Raw genomic sequence first — 24,415 nt, 5'->3', positions numbered from 1 at the left:
TTCTACTAATTATCACCTTTAAGTTTAATTAAAACTCCATTATCTACTTCATAAATATAGTCACTTAGTTCCTCTATATCCTGATATATATGACTTGTCATCAGTATTGTTTTTCCCTTTTCTTTAAGTTCTATTAACTTTTCTTTTAGGTTTTTAACTCCCTCTTTATCTAATCCATTAAAAGGTTCATCTAATATTAATATTTCAGGATCCTCCATTATAGCTTGTGCTATACCTAATCGTTGCTTCATACCTAAAGAATATTCTTTTACTAACTTATTATCAATTGGATATAACTCTACAAATTTTAATACCTTTTCAATTTCTTTATTACCAATTTTATTTCTAATATTTGCTAAAAACTTTAAATTATCAAACGCATTATAATTTGGTAAAAATCCTGGTTGCTCAATTAACGCTCCAACATCATCAGGAAAATCTACATCAAACCCTATTTTTAAACCATTCACCATTACATATCCGGATGTCGGTCTAATAAATCCACATATGGATTTAAAAATTAAGGTTTTTCCTGAGCCATTTCTTCCCACAATCCCATAGCATTTTCCTCTTATAATATTTAAATTTATATTTTTTAAAACCGTTGTTCCTTTAAATATTTTTGTATAATTAACTATTTCTATTACATTATCATTCAAAAAATTATCCTCCTACTAATAATTAAATATCTACAATATCCTGTTTTTTGATTATAAATAGTCCTATTAAAAAATTTATTATTATAAAAGCAATAATAAATATCAAAGAACTCTTAAAATTCAATCCATTAAATCCATTCTCAAACATTTCATATCTTTTTAGCATTCCATTATTAACCAAAAACATTTTGCAAAATTCAGTCTTTTTAGGGTAAAATATTGGTGCTATATAAAACAGTATTCCTATAACACTTGCTTCATTTGATCTTGAAAAAATAGAATATAAATTATTTAAAAAAAGTTGTATAGCTACTACTGTCAAAATATTTAATAAAATAATATATAATGAAATACCATATTGATTTATATTTATTACGCTATTTATGTGTACTGGTGAATTTTGAAATGCTACATATCCACTTTTTATCAAAACTACAACTAGCGAAGATAAAAATAATGTAAAAAAATATATACTTATTCTTATTATTATCGTTAAATTAAAAGCTATAAACCACTTTGACTTCTTTTTAACTCTTGGTAGTACCAAAGTTGTACTTTCTCTAAATCTATCTATTGTAGATAAATTAAGCAAATTTAATACTATTATATATGGAGTAATCCATAATATAAAATAAAAAATGTTATATATACTATACTCTGTTACTAATCCACCATAAGTTTCTATAATAACATCTCCCATTAATAAAGTATTATTATCTATTCCCATTAATCCATAATGTAGATTTGTTATTAATATACCTACAACAAATAAAATTAAAATTCGCAGTGCTTCATTATTTACCTTGAAATTTATACTTACTATTCTTTTAATCATTTTCCATTAATGCCTTTCTACTAAAGAATAGATTTAAAAATAATATTACAAATAAAAGTATTAAACTAATTATAATTGAAGTACTTAAAGAAGTAGTAAATCCATTATAATTTTTAAACTTATGCTTAAATATAATAGATATTGTACCCAATCCTATATATTCATTTATTTTAAATATACCTTCATTTAAACCATATGACTCAATAATAATATTCATAATTAAATACATACTCATTATTGAGTATGAAACATTTTTTGATTTTATATAATTTATTAATAGATCTCTTAAATTTAAAACAATTGAGGAAGATATAAAGATTTGTAAAAAAGATATTAAAAACCCTTCGAGCGGCTTAAAACTATAAACAAAGAAATTTGGATATAACAAACCAGCAAGCTTAATGCTATTCTTATTTAATATAATTTCACTCCATTTATTTTCAAATTTAAACATTAGGAAGTTAATACTAAATACAATAATAAAAAAAGAAATTGTAAACAAAAAACTAAACACAATATTAGTTAAAATCTTAGATACAATCCATATTCTTTTTTCTTTAGTTCTTAACATTATAAATTTTATATAATCACTTTTAGTATTAAAAAAAGTTGTTAAAATTATAATATAAGGAAAGTAGAAACCTAAAATTAAACTGCTATAAGTTGTAGTTCTAAAAATTCCATCCCATATATTTAAATCTAAATTATAGCTATAACTTACTTCTGCTAATCGGTTAGTAATAATATAAATTACTACAGAAAATATTAATATACTTAATATTATTTTTTTTGATATATTACAAATATCTAAGTTTAACTTTACCAACTCTATAATTTTATCTCTATTATTCTTATTTCTCATATATGTCACCCTTTTTTGTTTTAGAAATAAATAGTGTTGAAAATAAAACAATTATAACTATTATTTCTACAAAAATATTACTTACAGTCATATCTGCACTTCTATAAAATTGACTAATGGATGATGGTGAATAGTTATATATATTTAAAATGGAACAGAACATACTTCCTAATATCCAAAATAGAAATGGTGAAAGTATTATTGCTATCTTATTTTTGATAAATGCAGAAATTGCTAATCCAATATTAGCATAAGCAAAACCTAAAATAAAATTTATAAACATATGCATCATTATATAAATACCAAAATTTTCAGTTAATAATTTTGCAAATGGTCCTCCAATTTTACCATATCCATAAAAGCTAGTTATATTACCTTTTAAAAAAGTAAAAATTAATATACTTAATATTATAGTTGGAATTATTATTGCTAATCCACCAGCAATTCCATTAACAAGTAATTTTGATAATATATATTTCCTATGGTTTATTCTCATATCTATTTGTTTAATAATGCCATATTCCTTATCTTCTATATATGACAATCCAAAAGGTAATACTGAGAGAATAGGCATTGTAACAATAGACATTAAGAATGAACTAAAAAATACTGAATATTTATTTAGACCGTTCTCTACCATAATTTTAGCCTTTTCTTGGAGTTCTGGTGTTTGGATATCAGGAGCATCATAATTGAAAAATATGTATTGTTTAATATCAATATATACACTAATAGAAGCAATTAATAATCCTATAAAAATAACTATAATAAATTTTTTACTTGTAATTACTCTTTTAAGTTCATTTAATATCATTCTTTCTCCTTTTTATAAACTTTTAATAATTTATTTTTACAAAAATAAATTATTAAAAATATTTTTGTACTATAGTAATTTATTATATCTATCATCTTGTAAACAAAGTATATAATTAATTTTAACTTTATCATTAGAATTTACAGACTAAGAATTACAATAATATGATATCTCTTCAACTATGAAAGTTAGCTAAGGAGTACATAAATATCATATTTAAAAAATAAAAATTTGTCAATTTTTATTTTATTATTTATAATTAAACTAAATTTTTTCATTTAATATTCTTGTTATTTGTATTATTTATTTAAACATTATATACATAAATATAAAATCATCCGTATTTGTGATATTTATACTTGCCTAAATCTAACAAAATCTACATTTTATTATAATATAGTTCATTAACTCTAAATATAAATTATTTATTAGCAATAAATTTTATTTACTTATTATAATCAGAAGGAAATTTGTGTTATTCACCATAGATATAAACCTTTTTAAATTCCACGTATGATATAAGGCTTCCTAAATACAAAAAAAGTATAGGAAGTAATTTATCAACACCTACTTCTTATACTTTTTCATTTTATCTTCATATAAAAATCCCTTATTCATACTAAAAATATATAATTAAAAGTTACTTCTCTATTATATCTAATTCTCTTACATTCCATTTAACAAACAATATAAGCCCAATATTTATTATAGTTGTTATACCTAAAATTAACCCTATCGGTATTCCACTATCTATTACTTGTCCAAATAATAATTGTCCTGGTGCAACACTTATTGTTGCTACTGCTGTTGAAAAAGCTGATACACGTCCTAACATATCTGCTGGTACTTCTTTTTGTATAAATGTCAAAGTTAATATATTTGATAATGCTAAAGATAGCATTATAGCCATACCGCTAATAGCAAATATTCCTGCTAAAGCATAACTATTTATATTTATAAATCCTAATATAGACATTAACATAACCCCTAATATCATAGGAAAATATGTATAATGGATTTTCTTCATAGAGAACATATTTGGTTTTATACTTATTAAAATACCACCTAATATCATCCCAATAACGCATATGCCTTCTACTATTCCATAAATCTGTGAAGGTAATCCAAGTAATATATTTATAAAGTATGGTGCAACTATTGATAATATTGGCACTAAAAAAATATTACAAAGAGCATAGGAAACTATAATTCCTAATACAACTTTCTTTTCCTTTTTTAAGTAACCAAAACTATTTTTCATATCTACAAATGATTTTCTTAAAAAATCCACTGATAATAAATTTTCCTTATTATTACAACATATCTCCTCTTTTTTTCTTACATCTGGAATATCCAAGAATAATTCCATAATTGCCGATACTAAGAAACTTATTGCATTTATAATTACTATTAACTTAATTCCTAATAAACCATAAAGAACTCCAGCAAGTATTGGTCCTACAAAATTTACAACAGATCCTACTTGATTTATTATTCCATTTGCTGTAGTAAGTTTGTCTTCATTTACTATTTGCGGAATTGAAGATGTTACTGCAGGTCCATATAAAGTAGAACATATTGATAATATAAACATAACTACAGCAACTATTAACTCATTATCACTTCCATTTAGTAATATAAATGCATATGCTCCAATTAATATAGTACAAAATAAATCTAAGTAAACCATTATTTTCTTTCTATTCACATTATCTACAATTCTACCTGCAATTGGTGCAAATATAATATAAGGTATAGTTGATATTGCTAATATATTAGCAAAGGCTGCTGTACTTCCTGTAAATTCTAATAAATATAAAGACATGCTAAATCTTTGAATTGCATTTCCAAAAAGTGAGATTATCTGTCCTATTACTATTATTATAAAGTTTTTATTTATCATGTATCCTCCCTGAAAAGTTCATATTCAGTGCATACCGGATACTCTCCATTTTCACTTGTCTTAATATTAGCTTCTATTCCATATATCTTCCTTAAAGTTTCTTTATTAATTACATCTATTGGCTTTCCTTCACAAATAATCTTTCCTTTTTTTAGTCCTATTATATTATCTGCAAATCTACAAGCATTGTTAAGTTCATGAAGAACTATAACTACTGTAATATTTTTTTCTTTATTAAGCTTCTGAAGAACTTCTAATACCTCAAGTTGATATGACATATCTAAATAAGTTGTAGGCTCATCAAGCATTATAATATCTGTTTCCTGAGCTAATGTCATGGCAATCCATGCCCTTTGTCTTTGCCCACCAGATAAATTTTCAACCTCTCTATTTGCAAATTCATTAAGGCCAGTTTCCTCTATTGCCCAGTCAATAATCTCTTTGTCATGATTATTAAGTCCACCTATAATTTTTTGATGTGGAAATCTTCCATAAGCCACAAGTTCTCTTACTGTAAGTCCACTAGGACAAACCGGTCCTTGTGGAAGAAAAGCAATTTCTTTTGCTATATACTTTTCTTTTATCTTTTTTAGATTTTTGTTATTTACAAAAATATCCCCACTTTTAGGTTTATTAATTCTTGCTATAGTTTTAAGCAAAGTTGATTTTCCGCATCCATTAGCTCCAATTATTATATTTATTTTACCCTTTTGTATTGATAAATCCATATCTTCAATTATAGTATTATTTTCATATGCTACTGATAAGTTCTTTACACTAATAGCCTCCATAATTATTTCTCCTTTATCATTAAATAAATAAAATATGGTACTCCAAATATTGATACTGTTATTCCAACAGGAATTTCAATTGGAGAAAATAAATTTCTTGAAACCGCATCTGCAAAAAGAATTATTATAACACTTATTATTGCTGATATTATAATAAAATTTTTATGATAAGGTCCAACTAATTTTTTGGCAATATGAGGAGATATAAGCCCTAAAAACCCAATATTTCCTGCAAAGGCTGTAGCTGTTCCTGCTAATATAACTGCATATTTCAAAAACTTCTTTCTTTCTTTTTCTAAGTTTAATCCCAAAGATATAGCAAGCTCATCTGAAAGATTTAAAACATCTAACTTTTTATGATTCAATAAAACTAATATAAACATCACCACTGTTATAGGAATAATTACCTTTGCATAACTCCATCCAGATCCCCAAAGGCTTCCTGATGTCCAAACTAATACTCTATTATAATCTCCAACACCACCTCTAAAAGTGAAAAACGTTATAAAGGCATTAAGTCCTGCATTTAATCCAATTCCTATTAATAGAAGTCTTTTAGGTCTTAGACCATTTCTACTAGATAACATATATATAATGAAAGAAGTAATTCCCGCCCCTACTATAGCCATAAACGGCAATACAAAAATTGAGAATTGTCCCAGCTGACTATAATAATTTGCAGTTTGATAAGTAATAAATATTATTGCTGCTACTGCTGCCCCAGCATTTATACCTATTATCCCTGTATCTGCTAAATCATTTTTAGTTACAGTTTGAAGAATTGCCCCTGCTGTTGATAAACAAATTGCTACAAAAGATCCAACCAAAAGTCTTGGCAATCTAATATTTAATACTGCTGTATTTTGAAGCTTACTTCCATTTCCTAAAAGTGTTTTTATAACCTCTAAAGGAGAAACATTATAAGTCCCCCAACACAGTGTAACTACAAAGGATATAAGTAACAAAGCTATTAAAATTAATAAAACTATTTTAAATCTTTTTTTCTTCATTAGCCTCTCTCCTTTCTAGCAACTGATATGAAAAATGGTATTCCTATTAATGCTGTAAATACTCCAATTGGAGTTTCATAAGGAGCAAAAAACATTCTTGCTGCAATATCTGCATAAGTTAAAAGAACTGCCCCAAGCAAAAAAGCACATGGTATATTTTTTCTATAATCTTCTCCTAATATTTTTCTAATTATTTGAGGAACTATAAGACCAACAAAGGCTATATTTTTTCCTACAGCTACTGCTGCTGCGCACATTGGTATCATAATCATAAGGGTCGTAAACCTTATTTTTTCTGGGTTTTCTCCAAGTCCAATTGCAACATCATCTCCAAGATTTAATATATTTATCTTAGGTGATAAAAAAACTGCTATAATAAGTCCTATAATTCCTACTATAAATACTAATTTAAAGTCTGACCAGCTTGCATTTCTAAATCCACCAGCTACCCAAAAACCTATCATTTGAGATTGATTTGATAATAATCCTATTACTGTAGTTAATGAAATAAAAAATGTACTCATAGCAGTTCCTGCTAAAAGTATTTTTGCAATAGAGTTATTATTAGCTCTTTTAGATATAAAACCCAATACCATAATTCCGGTTATTAAAGCTCCTATAAAAGAAGCTATCATCACATTTTTAGTATTTATTGCAATTCCTGTTGCATAAAAAGTAGCTATTACTAGAGTCGCACCTTGGCTAATACCTAATATAGAAGGTTCAGCTATTGGGTTTCTTGTAATGCCTTGAATCATAGCACCTGTTACTCCTAAAATCCCTCCCGTTAATAATACAGAAAGGGCCCTTGGAATACGAACATCCCTAATTAACATAAGTTGTAAATTTTCACTATAGTTAAATATGCTATCCCAAATGTCCGTAAAAGTAAGATGGACGGATCCTAGCCTTATTGCTAGAACCAGCCCTCCTATTAAAAGTAACAAACTACAAATTATAAATATTATTGTATGCTTATTGCTTTGTTTCATTTAACATTTCACCTATTTTATCTACTAATAACTCTCTTCCTATTGAGCTATATCCTTGATTGAAGTATGGTGATGAGTCTAATATTACGACATTACCGTTTTTAACTGCAGGTAAGCTATTCCAAATCGCATTATTTTCAAGTTGCTCTAAATCTTCTTTTGTTGCTATTAAGAATATGTAATCAGCCTTTATTGATGCTAATCCCTCATAAGTTACAACTGGAAGGCTTATATCATTTTGCTTTGGCATACCCTCTGGCTTAGCAAGACCCATATCTTCATACAAAACGCTACCAAAACCAGCACCATCAAATACAAAAAATTGTCCACCACTTGCTAAGAATGAAAGATATGTAGCATTATCACTATATTCTTCTTTAATCTTATCCCCAGCCTCTTTAGCTTTTGCTTCATAATTTTCTAACCACTTATTTGCTTCATCTTCTTTATTAAAAACTTTTGCAAATGCCCTAATATCATCTTTCCAGTTTAAAGCCTCTAATTGAATCATAACCGTTGGAGCAATTTCACTTAACTGATCATACATCTTTTCTTGAACTGTTGATATAACTATTAAGTCCGGTGATAAGTTCATAATTGCTTCTACATCCATAGTATCTTGCATACTATAACCTAAAATTTCTGCTCCTTTTAATGTTTCTTCTAAGTATGAAGGAAATTTAGTATAATCATAAGCATCACTATTTGCTGTTCCTATAACCTTATATCCTAAAATTGATAAAATATCACTATTACCACTTAAATCTACTATCCTTTTAGGATTCACCGGTATTTCAACTTCACCTCTTACATCTGTAACTGTTATAGTATCTCCTGCTACTTTATCATTTTCTGAATTTCCTTTACCTCCACAGCCAACAAGTACCATAGCAGCCATACAAGAAACTACTAATGTTTTCAATAACTTTATTTTCATAATATACCTCCATATGTTCTTTAGTACTAATTTGTATTTACCATTTTATCTTTTGTAATTGTATGTGATATTCATTATCATTTCAATATTTGCACTTAATTTAATAATTTTATCATCTATTATAACAATTTTGGTTATAATAAATATTATTTTAAAAATAGTATGCACAAAGTTAAATAAATAAATTTATTTAAAACTTTAATACTACTTACTACAGCAAATACCTAAACTTCTCAATTTGAAGTCTAATACTAATAAATATAATGAAAAGGAGGTATAAACTATGGTTTCTAAAACAACAAAAGAGTTTCAAAGTAAAGTTTTAAACAAAATGACTTTCAAAGCGTATCCTAAGGAAAATTACACCATATACAAAAATAAAGATAATTCTGATCTTGGATATTTTATTAAATATAGTAGAGATGGATATTATGACTTTGGAATTGGTGACTATTCAATATCGTCAAACTTTACTCTTTCATTTGAGCATAAAGAAGAGTTAATGCGTTTTGGAACTGTATATATTGGTGAAACTACATTTAAAATAGAAAATAATCCTGTTTCTTCTTTTAGTCCATCTTCATTTTTTGTAGTTGAAAAAGAAATAAAAGGTAAGCAAGCTTGGAAGAAAGGTCAACACTTTCATGGAGCAGAAATAACCATTTATAAAAAATACTTTGATGAAGTAATAAAACCAAACTTTTCAAACACTATAGATCTTGATAGTTTTGTAAAAAATTATACATATCTCTATTTGCCTCTTGAAATAGCTTCTATAATCCAAAATCTCAGAAGCCTTTCTGAGGCTAATCGCCTAACTTCTATATATCTAGAAAGTAAGATTTTAGAGTCTATAGCCTTACTTTCAAATGAAGTATACTCCTCATGCGAGAATGCTTTTTCTAATCAATTAAATTATGGTAATATTAAAATAGGAAAAAATAGATTTATTACTTTAACTGCATCAGATGCCAATGCAATACAAAAAGCTTATGATATCTTAACAAAAGAAGCCTGTAATCCACCAACTATTAAAAATTTAAGTAAAATGGTATTCCTAAACGAACAAAAATTAAAAGCTGGTTTTTCGGCAAAATATCATATGTCTATTAGTGAATATACTAATTCTATTAGGATGACAATGGCACAAAACCTATTATCTACTACAGATTTAAGTATTAATGAAATAGCCAAAGCAGTTGGCTATAATTATAGTGGGAACTTCGTAAAGATGTTTAAAAAAGTTCACGGAAAAACTCCACTTGCTTTTAGAAAACTTAAAAATTAAAATAAAAACACAACTTTTCTACATGAAATGTTGTGTTTTCATAATTACAATAAAAAATACTTTTAATATAACTACTAATTTACATATGTTTATAAGTAAATTTTAATATACTCTAATTGTCTAAAAATAGTACAATCATGCTCTATTATCTTTTCCTTCTTTTTACCAATTCGTATAGTGTGCTTACAGGTACACCTGTTCCACCTTTTATACTATAATCACTTACTGATGATGCCCACGCTGTTCCTGCTATGTCTAAGTGTAACCAAGGTTTATTTTGAACAAAAGCTTCTATAAATAATCCTGCTGTTATAGTTCCTGCAAGTCTACCACCACTATTTTTCAAATCAGCAATATCAGATTTTATAAGCTTTCTATATTCATCAAAAGCTGGCAACTGCCATACTTTTTCACCTGTATATTCTGATACATCTTTAAGTTCTTTATAAAAATCATTACTATTAGTTACTACTGCCGTTGTTGTTTCTCCTAATGCATGTAATGCTGCACCTGTTAATGTAGCAACATCTATAATTTCTTTAGCATTTTCTTTTTCTATTACATAATGAACAGCATCTACTAAAGTTAATCTTCCCTCAGCATCAGTGTTAACTACTTCTATAGTCTTTCCTGCCATTGATCCTATAATTTCTCCAGGTTTATATCCATTTCCTGATATTAAATTTTCACAGGCAGCAACTACAGCTATAACATTTGACTTTAATTTTCTTTTAGCAATTACAGCCATGGCTCCAATTACAGCAGCTGCTCCGCCCATATCAGATTTCATATCCATCATACTACCTGTAGGCTTTATAGAATATCCACCTGAATCATAAGTTAATCCTTTCCCTACTAAACCTAATATATTTTCTTTATTTTCTTCATCTCCAAAATATCTCATAATAATAAATTTAGGTTCATTTACTGATGCCTTTGCTACATTATAGAAGGCTTCCATACCTAGTTCTTTTATCTTATCTAAGTCATAAACTTCAACCTCAAAACCATTATTAACTCCAATTTTAATAGCTTCTTCAGCTAAAGTTTCTGGATAAATAATATTAGATGGTTCATTTACTAAATCTCTAGCTGTAATAACAGCATTTGCTATATCATTTCCCTCTTCAATTGATGAAACTATCGCTTCTTTATCTAATGATTCCACATCATGGATTCCAATTGAAACATTAATATCTTTTTTATCTTTCTTTGAGGTTTTATAATTATCAAAAGTATAGTCAGCTAATTTAGCTGCATATGTAAATGCTTTTGCCATTTCTTCTGGTAATAATTTATTTGTATCAGGTAATCTTAAAAATATATTAGAAAGCCTTAACTCTCTACATTTTTTTATACTTTTCCCTACAGCCTTTCTTAAAACTTCTAAATGTAAGTTTTCCTCTTTTCCTAATCCAATTAAAATTACTGTTTGAATATTAGAATTAATATCTCTAGTAAAAGTATAAACATCTCCTTGCTTACCTAAGAATAATTCCCTTTCCTCTAATAAACTTATAGATTTATTAAGAGCTTCATTTGGTGTTTTTAATTTATTTTCTAGCAAATAAATTACTAACGCATCAACTTGTGAACATGTCATATTCTTAAACCCTATATTCATAAAAAAACTCCTTTCATTATTGTCTCTAAGACATATTTTCTCCTAAAATCAATATATCATAACTTATTATATAATCATAATTATTATTAATAAAAATTTTTTATTATTTTATGTATATATAATCAGTATACTGTCCATACTAAAAATGTAGATACAAAAAACCTGTTTATTACAGGTCCCATCCCCCATTTATTTAAAGCGCTTCGGCGCTTTTTTATTTTATAAAAAAAAGGCAAATTATTTTTTAATATAATTTGCCTTTGTTATCCATATAATTAATATGTATTACTTAAATATTAATGTGTTATTTTCAAATCTATCTATTATAGCTAATGACTCAACTCTAATACCCATTTCTTCTAAAACTTTTCTTCCTTCTTGAAATCCCTTTTCTATAACTATACCTGCTCCAACAATATTAGCATCTGCTTGTTTTACTATATCTATCATTCCTTTAGTTGCACAACCCTGTGCCAAAAAATCATCTATTATTAATATATTTTCATCTTTATTTATAAATTCTTTACCTACCCTAACCTTGTAAGTTTTCTTTTTAGTGAAAGAATGTACTTCTGATTCATATACTTCCTTATCTAAGTTTAAACTTTCTGTCTTTTTTGCAAATACCACAGGTGCATAATCAAAATATTGTGAAACTATAGCTGCAATCCCTATTCCTGACGCTTCTATTGTAAGTATTTTATCTATTTTTTGATCTTTAAATCTATTCTTAAACTCTTTTCCAATTTCATTAAAAAACTTAATATCCATTTGATGATTCAAAAAACAATCTACCTTAAGTATATTTCCTTCTCTTATTTTTCCTTCTTCTAATATTTTCTTCTTTAATGCTTCCATAATTACCTTCCTATAATCCATTTATTTATTTCTTCTCTACCAAAATTTTGTACACAAAATAAATATATGAATGTTCAGTTTTATAAGCACTATAAAATCATCACTCATATATTCGTAGTTAGGATTTTTACGGTTTCCTAGTAGAGACACTTGAACCATATTTTCAAGCATATACGAAATATATATTTAGTTTTTAACTATTATATCATTATACACTTCAACTATTCAATAAATAGTTACAGATCTAAAATTTTAACCACTCCATTCTTAAGACTTTCTTTAACATCTATTATTCTTTGATTAGTAGATCCTCTATACCTTAAATTATCTTGCATCTTATTCTTTTCGAATTTACCATCTACTAAAACATCAATACACTCTAATAAATCTCTCCATCCAGGAATTTCATCTATATTTCTTAATATGTATTCAAAAGTATATCCTGTATAACTCCAAATATTTAAATTATGCTTTTTAAATTCCCTTGCCATATATGCAAATTCTTCTGCTCTTTCAAAAGGGTCGCCACCGCTAAAGGTAACACCTTTAAGTATAGGGTTATCTAAAACATCCTTTATTAATTCATCCATGTCTCTATCTTCTCCAGCAAAGAAATCATGTGTATCTGGATTGAAACATCCATTGCAATTATGTTTACATCCTTGAGAAAAAAATACTCTTCTCATTCCTGGACCATTAACTAAACTTTCATATGCTATACCTGATAATCTTATAGTTTTTTTCATATTATTTTTCACTTCCTAATTCTTTACTTAATAAATATTTTATAATAAAAAATCTATATAGTATACTTTATATAGTTATAAAAAAATTACCAAAACAACTTTGAATACGTGGATTTTTTATATATTTACTCACTCCGAAGCTTGTTTTAGGTGATATAATTTCCTAAATAAGTACATATAAAAAAGCTATATCAAAACTTAGCTTTGATATAGCTCGGCTTAAATATTATTTATTTTTTACATAATTTAACCTACCACCAGCTAATATAACTTCAATTTCATTTTTAGTTAAATCTGCTACTGTTATGAATTCACATCTCCTTGTAATATTCTTTACAATTACTTTTCCTGTCTTAATTTCTAAATGTATATTTTCTATTATAAGCTTATCTAATAAAATTAAATTATCATAATCAATCTCATTTTCAAATGTTAATGGCACTATTCCATTATTAATTAAATTCGCTTTATGAATTCTTGCAAAAGACTTAGCTATTACAGCTTTTACTCCTAAATAAAGAGGTGCTAAAGCTGCATGCTCTCTACTAGATCCTTGACCGTAATTATTTCCTGCTATTATAAAACCACCCTTATTTTCTTTTGCTCTATTAGGAAATTCTTTATCTACTGTATTAAAACAAAAGTCTGATAAATAAGGTATATTTGATCTAAAAGGTAAAAGTTTTGAATTTGATGGCATAATATGATCGGTTGTTATATTATCTTCAACCTTTATTATAACTTTTCCTTCTAGTTTATTAGCTAACTCAGAGTTGATAGGAAACTCCTTTATATTAGGACCTCTTACAACCTCTACATTTGAGCCAAATTCTGCTGGTTCTATTATCATTGAATCATCTATTAAAAAGCTATCCGGCATATCAATAAATATGTCTAAATCCATTTCTCTTGGATCTGTCAAATACCCATTTATAGCAGATACAGCTGCTGTTTCTGGGCTTACTAAATATACCTTTGCAGATAATGTTCCACTTCTCCCATAAAAATTTCTGTTAAATGTTCTAAGAGAAACACCATTTGTACCTGGTGCTTGCCCCATTCCTATACAAGGACCACAAGAATTTTCTAGAATTCGTGCTCCTGAACTTATTATATCACCTAGAGCACCATTTCTAGCTAACATCTCCATAACCTGTCTTGAACCTGGTGCAATCACTAAACTAACATCTTTATGAACTTTATTTCCCTTTAAAATCTTTGCCACCTTCATTAAATCCTCATAGGATGAATTAGTACAACTTCCAATTGCAACTTGATCTATTTTTATATTTCCAATACTCTCAACAGCTTCTACATTATCTGGGCTATGTGGTTTGGCTGCTAATGGTTTTAATTCTGATAAATTTATAGTTATTTCTTCATCATATATAGCATCTTTATCTGCTTTAAATTCTAACCAGTCCTTTTCTCTATCTTGAGCTTTAAAAAACTCTAATGTTCTTTCATCACTTGGAAAAATAGATGTGGTTGCCCCAAGTTCTGCTCCCATATTTGTTATAGTTGCCCTTTGAGGTACTGAGAGAGTTTTAACCCCATCACCTACATATTCAAATACTTTTGATACTCCACCTTTAACTGTAAGCTTTCTTAATACTTCTAAAATTATATCCTTAGCTGAAACCATAGGATTAAGCTTACCAATTAAATTAATTTTACATACTGTTGGTGTATTTATATAATATGTACCTCCCCCCATTGCCAATGCTACATCTAATCCACCTGCTCCAATTGCAAGCATACCTACTCCACCTGCTGTAGGAGTATGACTATCTGAACCTATTAACGTATCTCCTGGAATTGAAAATCTTTCTAAAAATACTTGATGACATATTCCATTTCCAGGCTTTGAAAAATAAACTCCATATTTTGATGCCACTGTCTGTATAAATTTATGGTCATCAGCATTTTCAAATCCTTGTTGTAACATATTATGATCTATAAATGCAATAGATTTTTTAGTTTTAACTCTATCTATTCCCATGGCTTCTAACTGAAGATATGCCATTGTTCCCGTTGAATCTTGAGTTAAAGTTTGATCTATTCTTATTCCAATAGATTCTCCACTTCTTATATTTCCTTCTATTAAATGTCTTCTTAATATTTTATAAACTAAATTATCACCCATCTATTTTAACTCCCCTTTTTAATTGCTTATTGCTTTTTAATAAACTTTCTCTTTTTGTACCCTTTGATATTCTTTATAAAGCTGTACTAACTCTTTATCAAATAAACTTCTCTTAAGCCTTATAGAAGTTGATCTTACCATTTGCAAAATAAACTTTGATGAATCATCATCAAGTTCTATTCCATATTCTTTAAATTTATTTACTATTCCAGCTCTACCTGAATGTTTTCCAATAACTATTTGTCTTTCTAATCCAACTATATCTGGATCAAACGCTTCATAATTTTTAGGATTTTTTATGGCTCCATCTGCATGTATTCCTGACTCATGTACAAACATATTATCCCCAACAATAGCTTTCCATGAAGGTAAAATTCTTCCTGATGCTCTAGATACATATTCCGAAACTTCTCTAAACATAGTTGTATCTATATTGCCTTTATAGTTGTGCACAAACATCAATGCCATTAGTACTTCCTCTAATGCAGCATTTCCAGCTCTTTCTCCTAAACCATTTACCGTTACTCCAACATGAGAAGCTCCGCCTTCAATTCCTGCAATAGCATTAGCTGTCGCCATACCAAAATCATTATGGGTATGCATTTCTATATCAAACCCTGTACTTTCATATAAGTAATTAATATCTTTCTTTATCTTAAATGGCTCCATTATACCAACAGTATCACAATATCTAAATCTATCAGCTCCTACAATTTTAGCTTCTTTTATAAACTTAATAAGAAATTCAACATCAGCTCTAGATGCATCTTCTCCATTTACAGACACATATAATCCATTTCTTTTAGCGAAATCTACTGCTTTAGCCATATTTTCAAGAACCCACTCCCTTGAGGTTCTTAATTTATTTTTTATATGAATATCTGATACAGAAATAGATATTGCAACAGCATCAACCCCACAATCAATTGACTGTTCAATATCTTTAATTACCGCTCTATTCCACGCCATAATGCTTGTCTTTTTATTTCTTTTTACTATTTGTTTAATTGCTTCCTTTTCATCGCCTCCCATAGCAGGTATGCCTACTTCAAGCTGATCTACTCCTAATTCCCCTAACATTGAAGCAATTGCTACTTTTTCTTCATTTGCAAAAACAACACCTGCCGTTTGCTCACCATCACGTAATGTCGTATCTACAATATAAAGTTCCTTACCATTATTTAAATTTTTAATAGCCACATTAACTCCCCCTTTTTATTGCTTATTTTTTTAATTTTCTGACTTAAAAATCATTAGTGCCCCATATTTTACAACTTATTCCTGTTATTCTATTCCAATTTTATCACATCAAAATATTATAAACAAGTTATTCACACAAAAAAAATTCACCTAATTTGCAAGTTTTTATTTTTTTATTTCATTTTATTCTTATTATAATAAAATAATTACATTTTAAAGTTTAAAAATGAAATTTTTATATTTATTCCTGCAATTATTTCATAATAAATAAGATTGATTAACTATAAATTTAAAGCATTTACGTATAAATATACATAAATTATTCTTAATTAATTTTATTTAATCCTATAAATTATTCTATTATTCTCATAATATATTACTTCAAAATATAAAAAAGAGGATTCAATTTAAGAATCCTCTTTACTATTTCAGCTATTTAAATTTTAATCTTAACCTTAAAACAAATTATTATAAAACTTGATAGTTATTTTTATTTGTTCCTGTATGAGATTTTCTATCTTCTCTTTCATGATATTTTCCTGGACCAAATCTTTCATCCAAACTTAAATATCCTGTAACTCTAGATATTCCTTGTATATCCATACTACCACATTTATTACATGTATTTTCGCTACTACTTAAATACGTACCACAATTTTTACAATATCTTATGTGAAAGTTAATTCCTAAATAACTTATATTAGTGTTCTTATATGCATAATCTAAAATATCCATAATTGCCTCTCCTGATGGACAATCATCAACTTCTAAATAACTTATATGTCCTGCATTGCAAAGTTTATGGTATGGAGCTTCTATATCTATTTTACATTTAATTGATATAGGAAAATTTACTGGTACATGGAAACTATTTGTATAGTACTCCTTATCTGTAACTCCTTTTATATATCCAAATATACTTTGATCTTGTTTTATAAACTTTCCTGAAAGACCTTCAGCAGGAGTTGCATAACAGCTCCAATTTAGCTTAGTTTCTTCTGTAATTCTATCAGTATACTCTCTAATATATGATATTATTTTAAGCCCTAATTTTCTTGTTTCTGAATCTTCTCCATGGTGTTTTCCTGTAAGAGCTACTAACGTCTCTGCAAGCCCAATAAATCCAATTCCCCAAGTTCCTTGTTTTAATATAGGTTCTATTGTGTCATCAGGTTTTAGATTTTCTGATCCTTTCATTAAACCTTGACCTGCAACAAAAGGTAAATCTTTAACTTTAAGATTTTTCAATACCCCATATCTATGAAGTAATGATTCTTTTGAAAGTTCCAATCTTGCTTGTAAGATTTCAAAGAATTTATCTAAATTTCCCTTTGCTTGAATTCCTATTCTTGGTAAGTTTATTGTAGTTGGTGCTATATTACCTCTTCCTTTACATCCTGGCTCACCATTTATGTTTTTCATTAAATAGGTTCTACATCCCATAGTTGCTGGCATATATCCCATATCATAATATTCTTTATTAAAATCAGCATCTATATTCATAAATGTCGGATTCATTCTTTTAGCTGCAACTCTACAAGCTAATTGATATAAATAATGATATGGATCATTAACTTCTCTATTAACGCCTTCTTTAACTCTAAAAATTATGTTAGGGAATATTGGTTGTTCACCTTTGCCTAACCCTTTTTCATATTCTAATAAGAAAATTTCACAAACTAAAGCTGCATCCTTAGATGTTGGTATTCCCAAATTTATAGAACTAAATGGAACTTGAGATCCTGCCCTAGAATGCATAGTATTTAAATTATATACTACCCCTTGCATAGCTTGATGTATTCTCTTTTTCAATTTTTCTTCTGTTAAAATATCTAACTTATCTTCACTAATACCTAACTCTTCTAATTCACTTCTAATTTCGTCTCTTGTTGGTTTTATAAATACAGACATATCATTATCAAAATCTGGATGTGCTTGACCCCCAAACATATCATTTTGAGTTGATTGAAGTAATATACATGAAAGTTCTGCTGCTGTTTCTATTCTTCTTGGAGCCTTTATTGTTCCATATCCTGTATTAAAACCTTTTGTCAATATTTCTCCTGTAGGTATGTGTAAGCAGTTAGTAGTTAAGTTGTAACTATCTAAATCGTGATAATATAAATCACCATTTTCATGTGCTTTTGCTAATTCTTTTGGCATACTAGCCAAATTGTGCCATTTATTTGATTCTGATGCTATCCTAAGTAATTTTGAACTAAAGTTATTACCTACATTAGCATTATCCCTATCTGTTTCAACCCCTATTCTTTGAATTGCTTTCATTAAATCTGATTTTATTTCTCTAACTTGAGTTCTTTGTTCTCTATAGTTAGAATAAGCTAGTTTTATGTCCTTATATCCACTGTCAAGCAATGCTTTCTCTACTAAATTTTGAATTTCTTCTACAGTTATCCTATTCTGTCCAGACATTTCTATATAATTAATAACCTTCTGAACAGTATCTAAAACTTGGCTTTCTCTAAGTATTCTTCCTACTTCTTCGCCTGAACTCTTTATTGCATTTGATATTTTTACAGCATCGAAATCTACTTCTCTGCCGTCCCTTTTTACTACATATAGCACATGCTCAACCCCTATCGCACAATATATTGTATTTTCAACTAGTAACTATTATACTCCATTCCATTTTTATCATCAAAGTTGCTACGATTAATTTCTTCAACTTTATTCTTAAATTACATCACTCTTTCTTCATTTTTTACCCTTTTTTAGATAAACATAAATTTTTAAATCTACTCATATTTCAACATACATTAATAATATATTGTTATTAAAAGCTATATGTTACCTTTCAAATTTATTTTAAGGAGATTTTATTTATGAAGAAACTTTTATCATCATTATTTATAGTAATGTTCATTTGTGGATTAATAAGCTGTTCCAAAACTCCAGATAAATCTGCTGATGTTTTTAATGAAACTAATGCTTCTAAGAAAATTTATTCTTATTATACTGGAGAAGAAGTATCTCAAGATATAAATAATAACACACCTTTTATGGTAATGGTAGAAAACTCTGTTTATGCTAGACCACAAAGTGGTTTATCCTACGCCGATGTAATTTATGAAACTTTAGCTGAAGGTGGAATTCCTAGATTTATGGCCTTATTTCACAAAGAGCAACCTAAAACAGTAGGCCCTGTTAGAAGTATACGCCCTTACTTTCTAGAAATTGCTAACGAAAATAACTTAGCCTTTGCTCATTGTGGAGGTTCAGCCGAAGCATTATCAACAATCTCCAAAGACCAATCAATTATGAGTATAAATGAAATATCTAATGGCAAATACTTTTGGAGAGATACTTCCAGAAAAGCTCCCCACAATTTATACACTTCCGCTGAAAATATAACTAAATTTATAATAGATAAAGATTTTAACTCAAAACCTAAGACATTTGCAACATTTAATAATGAATATTATTCAAATGAAAAGCTTTCAGAAATCAAAAATTTAAATTTAAATATAAATAGATTCTACAATACATCCTATACCTATGATAATGGTTTTTTTACTAAATCTATGGATGGAGAAATAGCTACTGATGCATTAACAAACTCACCTTTAAAATTTAAAAATGTAGTTATTCAAAAAACTAATATTCAACTACAGGCAGACAATAACCACATAGATATAGATTTAATTGGCGAAGGTGAAGGATATGTATTTTCAAATGGTCATTATTTAAATATTCTTTGGAAAAAAGAAGATAAAAATTCAAAAACTATGTTATATGATTATGATGGAAATATAGTCCCTCTATCTCAAGGTAAAACAATTTGGCATATACTAGACAAGGATTCCAATATAACATTTAATTAAAGCCACCTTTAAGGTGGTTTTTTTATTTATTATAAATTGAATAATTTTAGTATATACTACAAACTATATCAATAGTGATTACTTTTAACCTTATCACTATTGATATAATAATTTGGTATGCTATAATATAATTAATATTAAACGGAAATTATTAGGAGGGATATACGTGCAAAAAATAGCAATACTAACAGATAGTGCTTGTGATTTATCACTTGAAACTATGAAAGAAAAAAATATAAAATTATTACCTTTAAAACTTATTTATTCTGATAAAGAATTTCAAGATAAAATAGATATAAGTGCTGAAGAAGTTTATAATAATTTGAAAAATGAAGTTCCAAAAACTTCTTTACCTAGTGCAGAAACAATTCATAATATATTAGATGGTTTAGAAAATGATGGATATACTCATGTTATAGCAATTACTATATCCAGTGGATTATCTGGAACATTTAACGCCATAAGACTGGCTCTAGAAGATCATCCAAAACTAACTTCTCATGTATATGATAGTAAAATATTAGCTTTTCCAGAAGGACTATTAGTACTAGAAACAGCCAAATTAATAGAAGAAGGAAAATCCTTCGAAGAAATTACAGAGGTATTACCTAAAATTCATTCTAATATAACAGGCTATTTTACTATAGATACATTAGAGTATTTAAAAAAAGGTGGAAGAATTGGTAGGGTAGCAGGAACTATAGGTGAAATTCTTAATTTAAAACCTATTATAACTGTAGATGAAAATGGTGTATATTATACTGTTTGTAAAGCAAGAGGACATAAGCAAGCTCTAACAAAGCTTACAGATATCCTAAAAAAAGAATTAGAAAAAAGCAAGTGTAATGTTTGGGTTCTTCAAGGTGGCGCTCTTAAAACTGCTAAAAGCTACTTAGAAACACTACTTAAATTAGATAATATTTTAAATGTTGGGATTTCTGAAATTAGTCCAGCTCTTGGTGTTCATGCGGGACCAGGCTTAATAGGATTAGCTATTCAAAAGGTAAATTAATATGAATAATCTTAGCTTTAGTAATATTGAAGATATTAAAGCAGAAGAACAAAGAATTCACGAAGAATATAAAAGAAAATTAGCTGAGTTAAAAAAAATTCAGAAAGAAAAAGAATCTGTAGGTCAAGTTTTTACTAAAGGCTTGTTACCTATCTATGTTCTTCACATTTTAACTTTAGGACCTATTAATGGAAACGAAATAGCTCATAAAATAGGAGAGAATACCAAAGGACTCTGGGTTCCTAGTACTGGGGGAATATATCCTTTATTAAAAAAATTAGAAAAAGAAGGATATGTCATAGGTAAGTGGGATGATCCTCATAAAAAATTTCAGAAATTTTATTCCCTAACACCAAAAGGACTAGAAGAATACAATCATAGAAAATCATTATTAAAACCTAAAATTGAAGAATCACTTAAAGTTTTTAAAATAATTTATAAGGATTTATATTTATAAGCGTCTTTTTTGGCGCTTTTTTTAATCCAATAATTACACCTTATTATAAAATAAATTTTACAGATAATAAAAATATAAACTTAAAATTAAATTTATTTTAAATTTAACTATATCAATATTGATATAGTTATCAACTATGATATATAATTAATATAATTAGAAAGGGGGCCATAAATACATATGCAAAAAATAGCAATTTTAACTGATAGTGCATCTGATTTATCAATAGAAATATTAAAAGAAAATAATATACATTTATTTCCTCTAAGGATTATCTATTCAAATGAAGAATTTGAGGATAAAATAACAATAACTCCAGAAGAAGTTTATAAAAAGCTTCCTATAGAAATCCCTACAACATCTCTACCTAGTCCTAAAACCTCTGAAAAGGTTTTAAAAAAATTAGAGGATGAGGGTTATACTCATGTTATAGCTATTTCAGTTTCTAGTGGATTATCTGGAACATTTAATGCTTTCAGATTAGCATTAGAAGAACATCCAAATCTTATATCATATGTATATGATAGTAAAATAATAGGTTTTCCTCAGGGTGTTTTAGTTCTTGAAGCTTCACGATTAGTGAAAAATGGACAATCATTTGAAGATATAATAAAGGAATTACCTAAAATCCGTGAAAATATAACAGGATATTTTACTTTAAATACATTAGAATATTTAAAAAAAGGTGGAAGAATTGGTAGACTAGCTGGAACTATAGGACAGTTTCTTCATTTAAAACCAATTATAACAGTAGACGATAATGGTGTATATTACGCTTCTAATAAAGTAAGAGGAAGAAAACAATCTTTATCTAAGATGATTGAGATTTTACAATCTCATCTTAATGAATCTAAATGCAATGTTTGGGTTCTTGAAGGTGGCTGTATGGATGAAGTATTAGCTTTTTCAGAATCCATAAAATCATTAGATAACGTTAACTTTATGGGAATTATGCCAGTTGGGGCAATGGTTGCTGTTCATTCAGGTCCAGGTATGGTTGGATTAGCTATTCAAAAAATTTAGATTTAATAAATACTGAATAAATAATTATATTTGTTCAGTATTTTTTTGAATTATTATTACCTCTTTTGAACAAACTAATATTATTAATAAAATTAGGTGGTGTTAGTTTTGAAAGGTAAAATTATAGATTATAGTAGTACTGAAGCCTTTGTTTGCTTAGAAGATGATACTATAATAAAACTTCCCTTATCAGAAGTTGGAAATTATAATTTAATAGGTAGTAATATTAATGTATCTTGCCAATCTGGAAGTTTTGGTTACTGCAATAATCATGCTGGTAAAATTTACAAAGATAATATAGTTGACTTTTTTTAGAAAAAACTTTAAAATATAACCTATATTTAACAAATGCTAGGGGTGCCTTTGGCTGAGAGATGTTTATTACATTAACCCTTTACCTGATCTGGATAATACCAGCGTAGGGAAGCTAATATATGATATTTATAAATACCATTTGTGTATTTTTTATCTTATATCTCCTAGCATTAATATAAGGAGGTATTTTTTTATGTCAAATTTAAAAGAAAGTTTTTCAACATTAATGGACAATCCTTTATCACTTATAACAATTATTGGTGGTGTCCTGCTTTTATTAGCAATAATTAAATTTAAAAACATTAAATTAAATGCTAAAATAATGACTAGAATAGGTATTGATCTTGCTCTTGCTACTATTTTGAACATGATTAAACTATATGTTCTTCCAAATGGAGGCGGAAGTATTTCTCTAGGTAGCATGGTTCCTATAATATTAATTGCTTATATGTATGGACCTCAAATAGGATTATTAACAGGATTTTTATTCGGTATTATAAGTTTAATATTAAATCCTTATATACTTCATCCTATCCAAGTTTTATTTGACTATCCACTTCCATATATGGCTGTAGGATTTGCTGGATATTTTAAAAATAATAGAATGCTTGGAACTACAGTAGGAATGTCTTTAAAGTTTGTATTCCATTTTATATCTGGATATGTTTTCTTTGGAGAGTTTGCACCTGCTGGATGGTCACCTGCTATATACTCTTTAGCTGTTAATGGATTTGCTGTTGGCGGTGAGCTAGTAATTTGTTTAATCATTATTTCCTTGCTACCTTTTAACAGGATTATAAATAATATATCTAATAAATCTCAAAGTTTAAATTAAAATTTTATAAATAAAAAAGTTCTACCTTAAATAATTTAAGGTAGAACTTTTTTTCTAATCTACTATAATTGCACTTACTGGACAGCTTGATTCAGCATCCTTAGCTTCATCTACATTTGAATCTGGAACGTCTGCAACCTTTGCCACAGCTTTTCCATCATCATCCATTTCAAATACTTCAGGGCATATTGATGGACATAATCCACATCCTATACACGTATCTTTATCTACTTTTGCTTTCATAACTCTCTTCCTTTCTAAATTAA

General features: G+C 27.6%; 23 protein-coding genes and 2 riboswitches. Of the genes, 7 read left to right on the top strand and 16 right to left on the bottom strand.

Features of this window, described 5'->3' with window-relative positions:
* Positions 1 to 5 precede the first annotated feature (5 nt).
* From CP523_RS08465 to CP523_RS08425, 9 genes are all read right to left on the bottom strand, one after another.
* The gene (locus CP523_RS08465) at positions 6 to 659 is read right to left on the bottom strand and encodes an ABC transporter ATP-binding protein (RefSeq protein ID WP_066674813.1); all 654 of its coding nucleotides are present in this window, start codon (positions 657 to 659) and stop codon (positions 6 to 8) included.
* 22 nt (positions 660 to 681) lie between these two features.
* Positions 682 to 1,494, bottom strand: a complete 813-nt coding sequence (locus CP523_RS08460; protein WP_066674810.1) for a hypothetical protein — start codon at positions 1,492 to 1,494, stop codon at positions 682 to 684.
* Positions 1,487 to 2,356 (bottom strand): hypothetical protein, encoded by an 870-nt coding sequence (locus CP523_RS08455; RefSeq protein WP_066674807.1) that lies wholly within the window; start codon positions 2,354 to 2,356, stop codon positions 1,487 to 1,489. The genes CP523_RS08460 and CP523_RS08455 overlap by 8 nt, the downstream gene beginning before the upstream one ends.
* Complete coding sequence (locus CP523_RS08450; protein ID WP_066674804.1) at positions 2,346 to 3,170, bottom strand: hypothetical protein; 825 nt, start codon at positions 3,168 to 3,170, stop codon at positions 2,346 to 2,348. Before CP523_RS08450 ends, CP523_RS08455 begins: the two co-directional genes overlap by 11 nt.
* A 640-nt stretch (positions 3,171 to 3,810) precedes the next feature.
* Positions 3,811 to 5,073, bottom strand: coding sequence for an MFS transporter (locus CP523_RS08445; protein ID WP_120140780.1), 1,263 nt, complete (start codon positions 5,071 to 5,073; stop codon positions 3,811 to 3,813).
* Positions 5,070 to 5,864 carry an ABC transporter ATP-binding protein gene (locus tag CP523_RS08440; RefSeq protein WP_066674799.1) on the bottom strand — a complete coding sequence of 265 codons (795 nt, stop codon included), beginning with the start codon at positions 5,862 to 5,864 and terminating at the stop codon, positions 5,070 to 5,072. Before CP523_RS08440 ends, CP523_RS08445 begins: the two co-directional genes overlap by 4 nt.
* A gap of 2 nt (positions 5,865 to 5,866) precedes the next feature.
* A complete protein-coding gene (locus CP523_RS08435) occupies positions 5,867 to 6,874 on the bottom strand; it encodes a FecCD family ABC transporter permease (protein ID WP_120140779.1) in 1,008 nt (335 codons plus the stop codon).
* Complete coding sequence (locus CP523_RS08430; protein WP_066674795.1) at positions 6,874 to 7,866, bottom strand: FecCD family ABC transporter permease; 993 nt, start codon at positions 7,864 to 7,866, stop codon at positions 6,874 to 6,876. Before CP523_RS08430 ends, CP523_RS08435 begins: the two co-directional genes overlap by 1 nt.
* Positions 7,850 to 8,803, bottom strand: a complete 954-nt coding sequence (locus tag CP523_RS08425) for an iron-hydroxamate ABC transporter substrate-binding protein (protein WP_066674792.1) — start codon at positions 8,801 to 8,803, stop codon at positions 7,850 to 7,852. Before CP523_RS08425 ends, CP523_RS08430 begins: the two co-directional genes overlap by 17 nt.
* Before the next feature lie 283 nt (positions 8,804 to 9,086).
* Here CP523_RS08425 and CP523_RS08420 point away from each other — a divergent pair, with 283 nt between their 5' ends.
* On the top strand, positions 9,087 to 10,091 hold the full coding sequence (locus CP523_RS08420; RefSeq protein ID WP_066674790.1) for a helix-turn-helix domain-containing protein: 1,005 nt from the start codon (positions 9,087 to 9,089) through the stop codon (positions 10,089 to 10,091).
* A gap of 145 nt (positions 10,092 to 10,236) precedes the next feature.
* On the opposite strand, the gene CP523_RS08415 is transcribed toward CP523_RS08420, so the two are convergent.
* The 6 genes from CP523_RS08415 to nrdD form a co-directional block, all read right to left on the bottom strand.
* Complete coding sequence (locus CP523_RS08415; RefSeq protein ID WP_066674788.1) at positions 10,237 to 11,715, bottom strand: leucyl aminopeptidase; 1,479 nt, start codon at positions 11,713 to 11,715, stop codon at positions 10,237 to 10,239.
* 285 nt (positions 11,716 to 12,000) lie between these two features.
* The gene (locus CP523_RS08410; protein WP_066674787.1) at positions 12,001 to 12,573 is read right to left on the bottom strand and encodes a xanthine phosphoribosyltransferase; all 573 of its coding nucleotides are present in this window, start codon (positions 12,571 to 12,573) and stop codon (positions 12,001 to 12,003) included.
* 95 nt (positions 12,574 to 12,668) lie between these two features.
* A riboswitch (purine riboswitch) is annotated at positions 12,669 to 12,770 on the bottom strand.
* 39 nt (positions 12,771 to 12,809) lie between these two features.
* Positions 12,810 to 13,319: an anaerobic ribonucleoside-triphosphate reductase activating protein gene (gene nrdG, locus CP523_RS08405; protein WP_066674786.1), complete on the bottom strand. Its 510-nt coding sequence runs from the start codon at positions 13,317 to 13,319 to the stop codon at positions 12,810 to 12,812.
* Between the two features lie 226 nt (positions 13,320 to 13,545).
* Entirely contained in the window at positions 13,546 to 15,465 is a 1,920-nt protein-coding gene (locus tag CP523_RS08400; RefSeq protein ID WP_120140778.1) for an aconitate hydratase, read from the bottom strand.
* A gap of 36 nt (positions 15,466 to 15,501) precedes the next feature.
* Positions 15,502 to 16,665 (bottom strand): homocitrate synthase, encoded by a 1,164-nt coding sequence (nifV, locus tag CP523_RS08395; RefSeq protein ID WP_066674781.1) that lies wholly within the window; start codon positions 16,663 to 16,665, stop codon positions 15,502 to 15,504.
* Positions 16,666 to 17,133: 468 nt separating this feature from the next.
* Positions 17,134 to 19,251 carry an anaerobic ribonucleoside-triphosphate reductase gene (nrdD, locus tag CP523_RS08390; RefSeq protein ID WP_120140777.1) on the bottom strand — a complete coding sequence of 706 codons (2,118 nt, stop codon included), beginning with the start codon at positions 19,249 to 19,251 and terminating at the stop codon, positions 17,134 to 17,136.
* 257 nt (positions 19,252 to 19,508) lie between these two features.
* On the opposite strand from nrdD, the gene CP523_RS08385 reads away from it, so the two are divergent.
* The 6 genes from CP523_RS08385 to thiT all read left to right on the top strand — a co-directional run bounded on the left by CP523_RS08385 (position 19,509) and on the right by thiT (position 24,149).
* A complete protein-coding gene (locus tag CP523_RS08385; protein WP_066674777.1) occupies positions 19,509 to 20,507 on the top strand; it encodes a DUF3048 domain-containing protein in 999 nt (332 codons plus the stop codon).
* A gap of 166 nt (positions 20,508 to 20,673) precedes the next feature.
* Positions 20,674 to 21,519, top strand: coding sequence for a DegV family protein (locus CP523_RS08380; protein ID WP_066674775.1), 846 nt, complete (start codon positions 20,674 to 20,676; stop codon positions 21,517 to 21,519).
* Between the two features lies 1 nt (position 21,520).
* Positions 21,521 to 21,976 (top strand): PadR family transcriptional regulator, encoded by a 456-nt coding sequence (locus CP523_RS08375; RefSeq protein ID WP_066674772.1) that lies wholly within the window; start codon positions 21,521 to 21,523, stop codon positions 21,974 to 21,976.
* Between the two features lie 180 nt (positions 21,977 to 22,156).
* Positions 22,157 to 22,999, top strand: a complete 843-nt coding sequence (locus CP523_RS08370; protein WP_066674770.1) for a DegV family protein — start codon at positions 22,157 to 22,159, stop codon at positions 22,997 to 22,999.
* 108 nt (positions 23,000 to 23,107) lie between these two features.
* Entirely contained in the window at positions 23,108 to 23,314 is a 207-nt protein-coding gene (locus CP523_RS08365; RefSeq protein WP_120140776.1) for a hypothetical protein, read from the top strand.
* Positions 23,315 to 23,342: 28 nt separating this feature from the next.
* A riboswitch (TPP riboswitch) is annotated at positions 23,343 to 23,441 on the top strand.
* A 66-nt stretch (positions 23,442 to 23,507) separates the two neighbouring features.
* Positions 23,508 to 24,149 carry an energy-coupled thiamine transporter ThiT gene (thiT, locus tag CP523_RS08360; RefSeq protein ID WP_120140775.1) on the top strand — a complete coding sequence of 214 codons (642 nt, stop codon included), beginning with the start codon at positions 23,508 to 23,510 and terminating at the stop codon, positions 24,147 to 24,149.
* 54 nt (positions 24,150 to 24,203) lie between these two features.
* Here thiT and CP523_RS08355 read toward each other — a convergent pair whose 3' ends face one another.
* Complete coding sequence (locus tag CP523_RS08355) at positions 24,204 to 24,392, bottom strand: ferredoxin (protein WP_066674765.1); 189 nt, start codon at positions 24,390 to 24,392, stop codon at positions 24,204 to 24,206.
* Positions 24,393 to 24,415 lie beyond the last annotated feature (23 nt).

The sequence above is a fragment of the Clostridium septicum genome, assembly GCF_003606265.1.
GTDB lineage: Bacteria > Bacillota > Clostridia > Clostridiales > Clostridiaceae > Clostridium > Clostridium septicum.
The sequence above is the reverse complement of the archived record's forward strand: the minus strand, read 5'-3'. Positions and strand labels throughout refer to the sequence as shown.

Excerpts from the sequence above, each read along its gene's own strand:
- CP523_RS08430 (WP_066674795.1), bottom strand. The coding sequence starts at position 7,866 with ATGAAACAAAGCAATAAGCATACAATAATATTTATAATTTGTAGTTTG.
- CP523_RS08385 (WP_066674777.1), top strand. The coding sequence starts at position 19,509 with ATGAAGAAACTTTTATCATCATTATTTATAGTAATGTTCATTTGTGGA.
- CP523_RS08450 (WP_066674804.1), bottom strand. The coding sequence starts at position 3,170 with ATGATATTAAATGAACTTAAAAGAGTAATTACAAGTAAAAAATTTATT.
- CP523_RS08370 (WP_066674770.1), top strand. The coding sequence starts at position 22,157 with ATGCAAAAAATAGCAATTTTAACTGATAGTGCATCTGATTTATCAATA.
- CP523_RS08400 (WP_120140778.1), bottom strand. The coding sequence starts at position 15,465 with ATGGGTGATAATTTAGTTTATAAAATATTAAGAAGACATTTAATAGAA.
- CP523_RS08455 (WP_066674807.1), bottom strand. The coding sequence starts at position 2,356 with ATGAGAAATAAGAATAATAGAGATAAAATTATAGAGTTGGTAAAGTTA.
- CP523_RS08440 (WP_066674799.1), bottom strand. The coding sequence starts at position 5,864 with ATGGAGGCTATTAGTGTAAAGAACTTATCAGTAGCATATGAAAATAAT.
- CP523_RS08410 (WP_066674787.1), bottom strand. The coding sequence starts at position 12,573 with ATGGAAGCATTAAAGAAGAAAATATTAGAAGAAGGAAAAATAAGAGAA.
- CP523_RS08425 (WP_066674792.1), bottom strand. The coding sequence starts at position 8,803 with ATGAAAATAAAGTTATTGAAAACATTAGTAGTTTCTTGTATGGCTGCT.
- CP523_RS08435 (WP_120140779.1), bottom strand. The coding sequence starts at position 6,874 with ATGAAGAAAAAAAGATTTAAAATAGTTTTATTAATTTTAATAGCTTTG.
- CP523_RS08375 (WP_066674772.1), top strand. The coding sequence starts at position 21,521 with ATGAATAATCTTAGCTTTAGTAATATTGAAGATATTAAAGCAGAAGAA.
- nrdG (WP_066674786.1), bottom strand. The coding sequence starts at position 13,319 with ATGAAAAAAACTATAAGATTATCAGGTATAGCATATGAAAGTTTAGTT.
- CP523_RS08355 (WP_066674765.1), bottom strand. The coding sequence starts at position 24,392 with ATGAAAGCAAAAGTAGATAAAGATACGTGTATAGGATGTGGATTATGT.
- thiT (WP_120140775.1), top strand. The coding sequence starts at position 23,508 with ATGTCAAATTTAAAAGAAAGTTTTTCAACATTAATGGACAATCCTTTA.
- CP523_RS08420 (WP_066674790.1), top strand. The coding sequence starts at position 9,087 with ATGGTTTCTAAAACAACAAAAGAGTTTCAAAGTAAAGTTTTAAACAAA.
- CP523_RS08415 (WP_066674788.1), bottom strand. The coding sequence starts at position 11,715 with ATGAATATAGGGTTTAAGAATATGACATGTTCACAAGTTGATGCGTTA.
- CP523_RS08460 (WP_066674810.1), bottom strand. The coding sequence starts at position 1,494 with ATGATTAAAAGAATAGTAAGTATAAATTTCAAGGTAAATAATGAAGCA.
- CP523_RS08445 (WP_120140780.1), bottom strand. The coding sequence starts at position 5,073 with ATGATAAATAAAAACTTTATAATAATAGTAATAGGACAGATAATCTCA.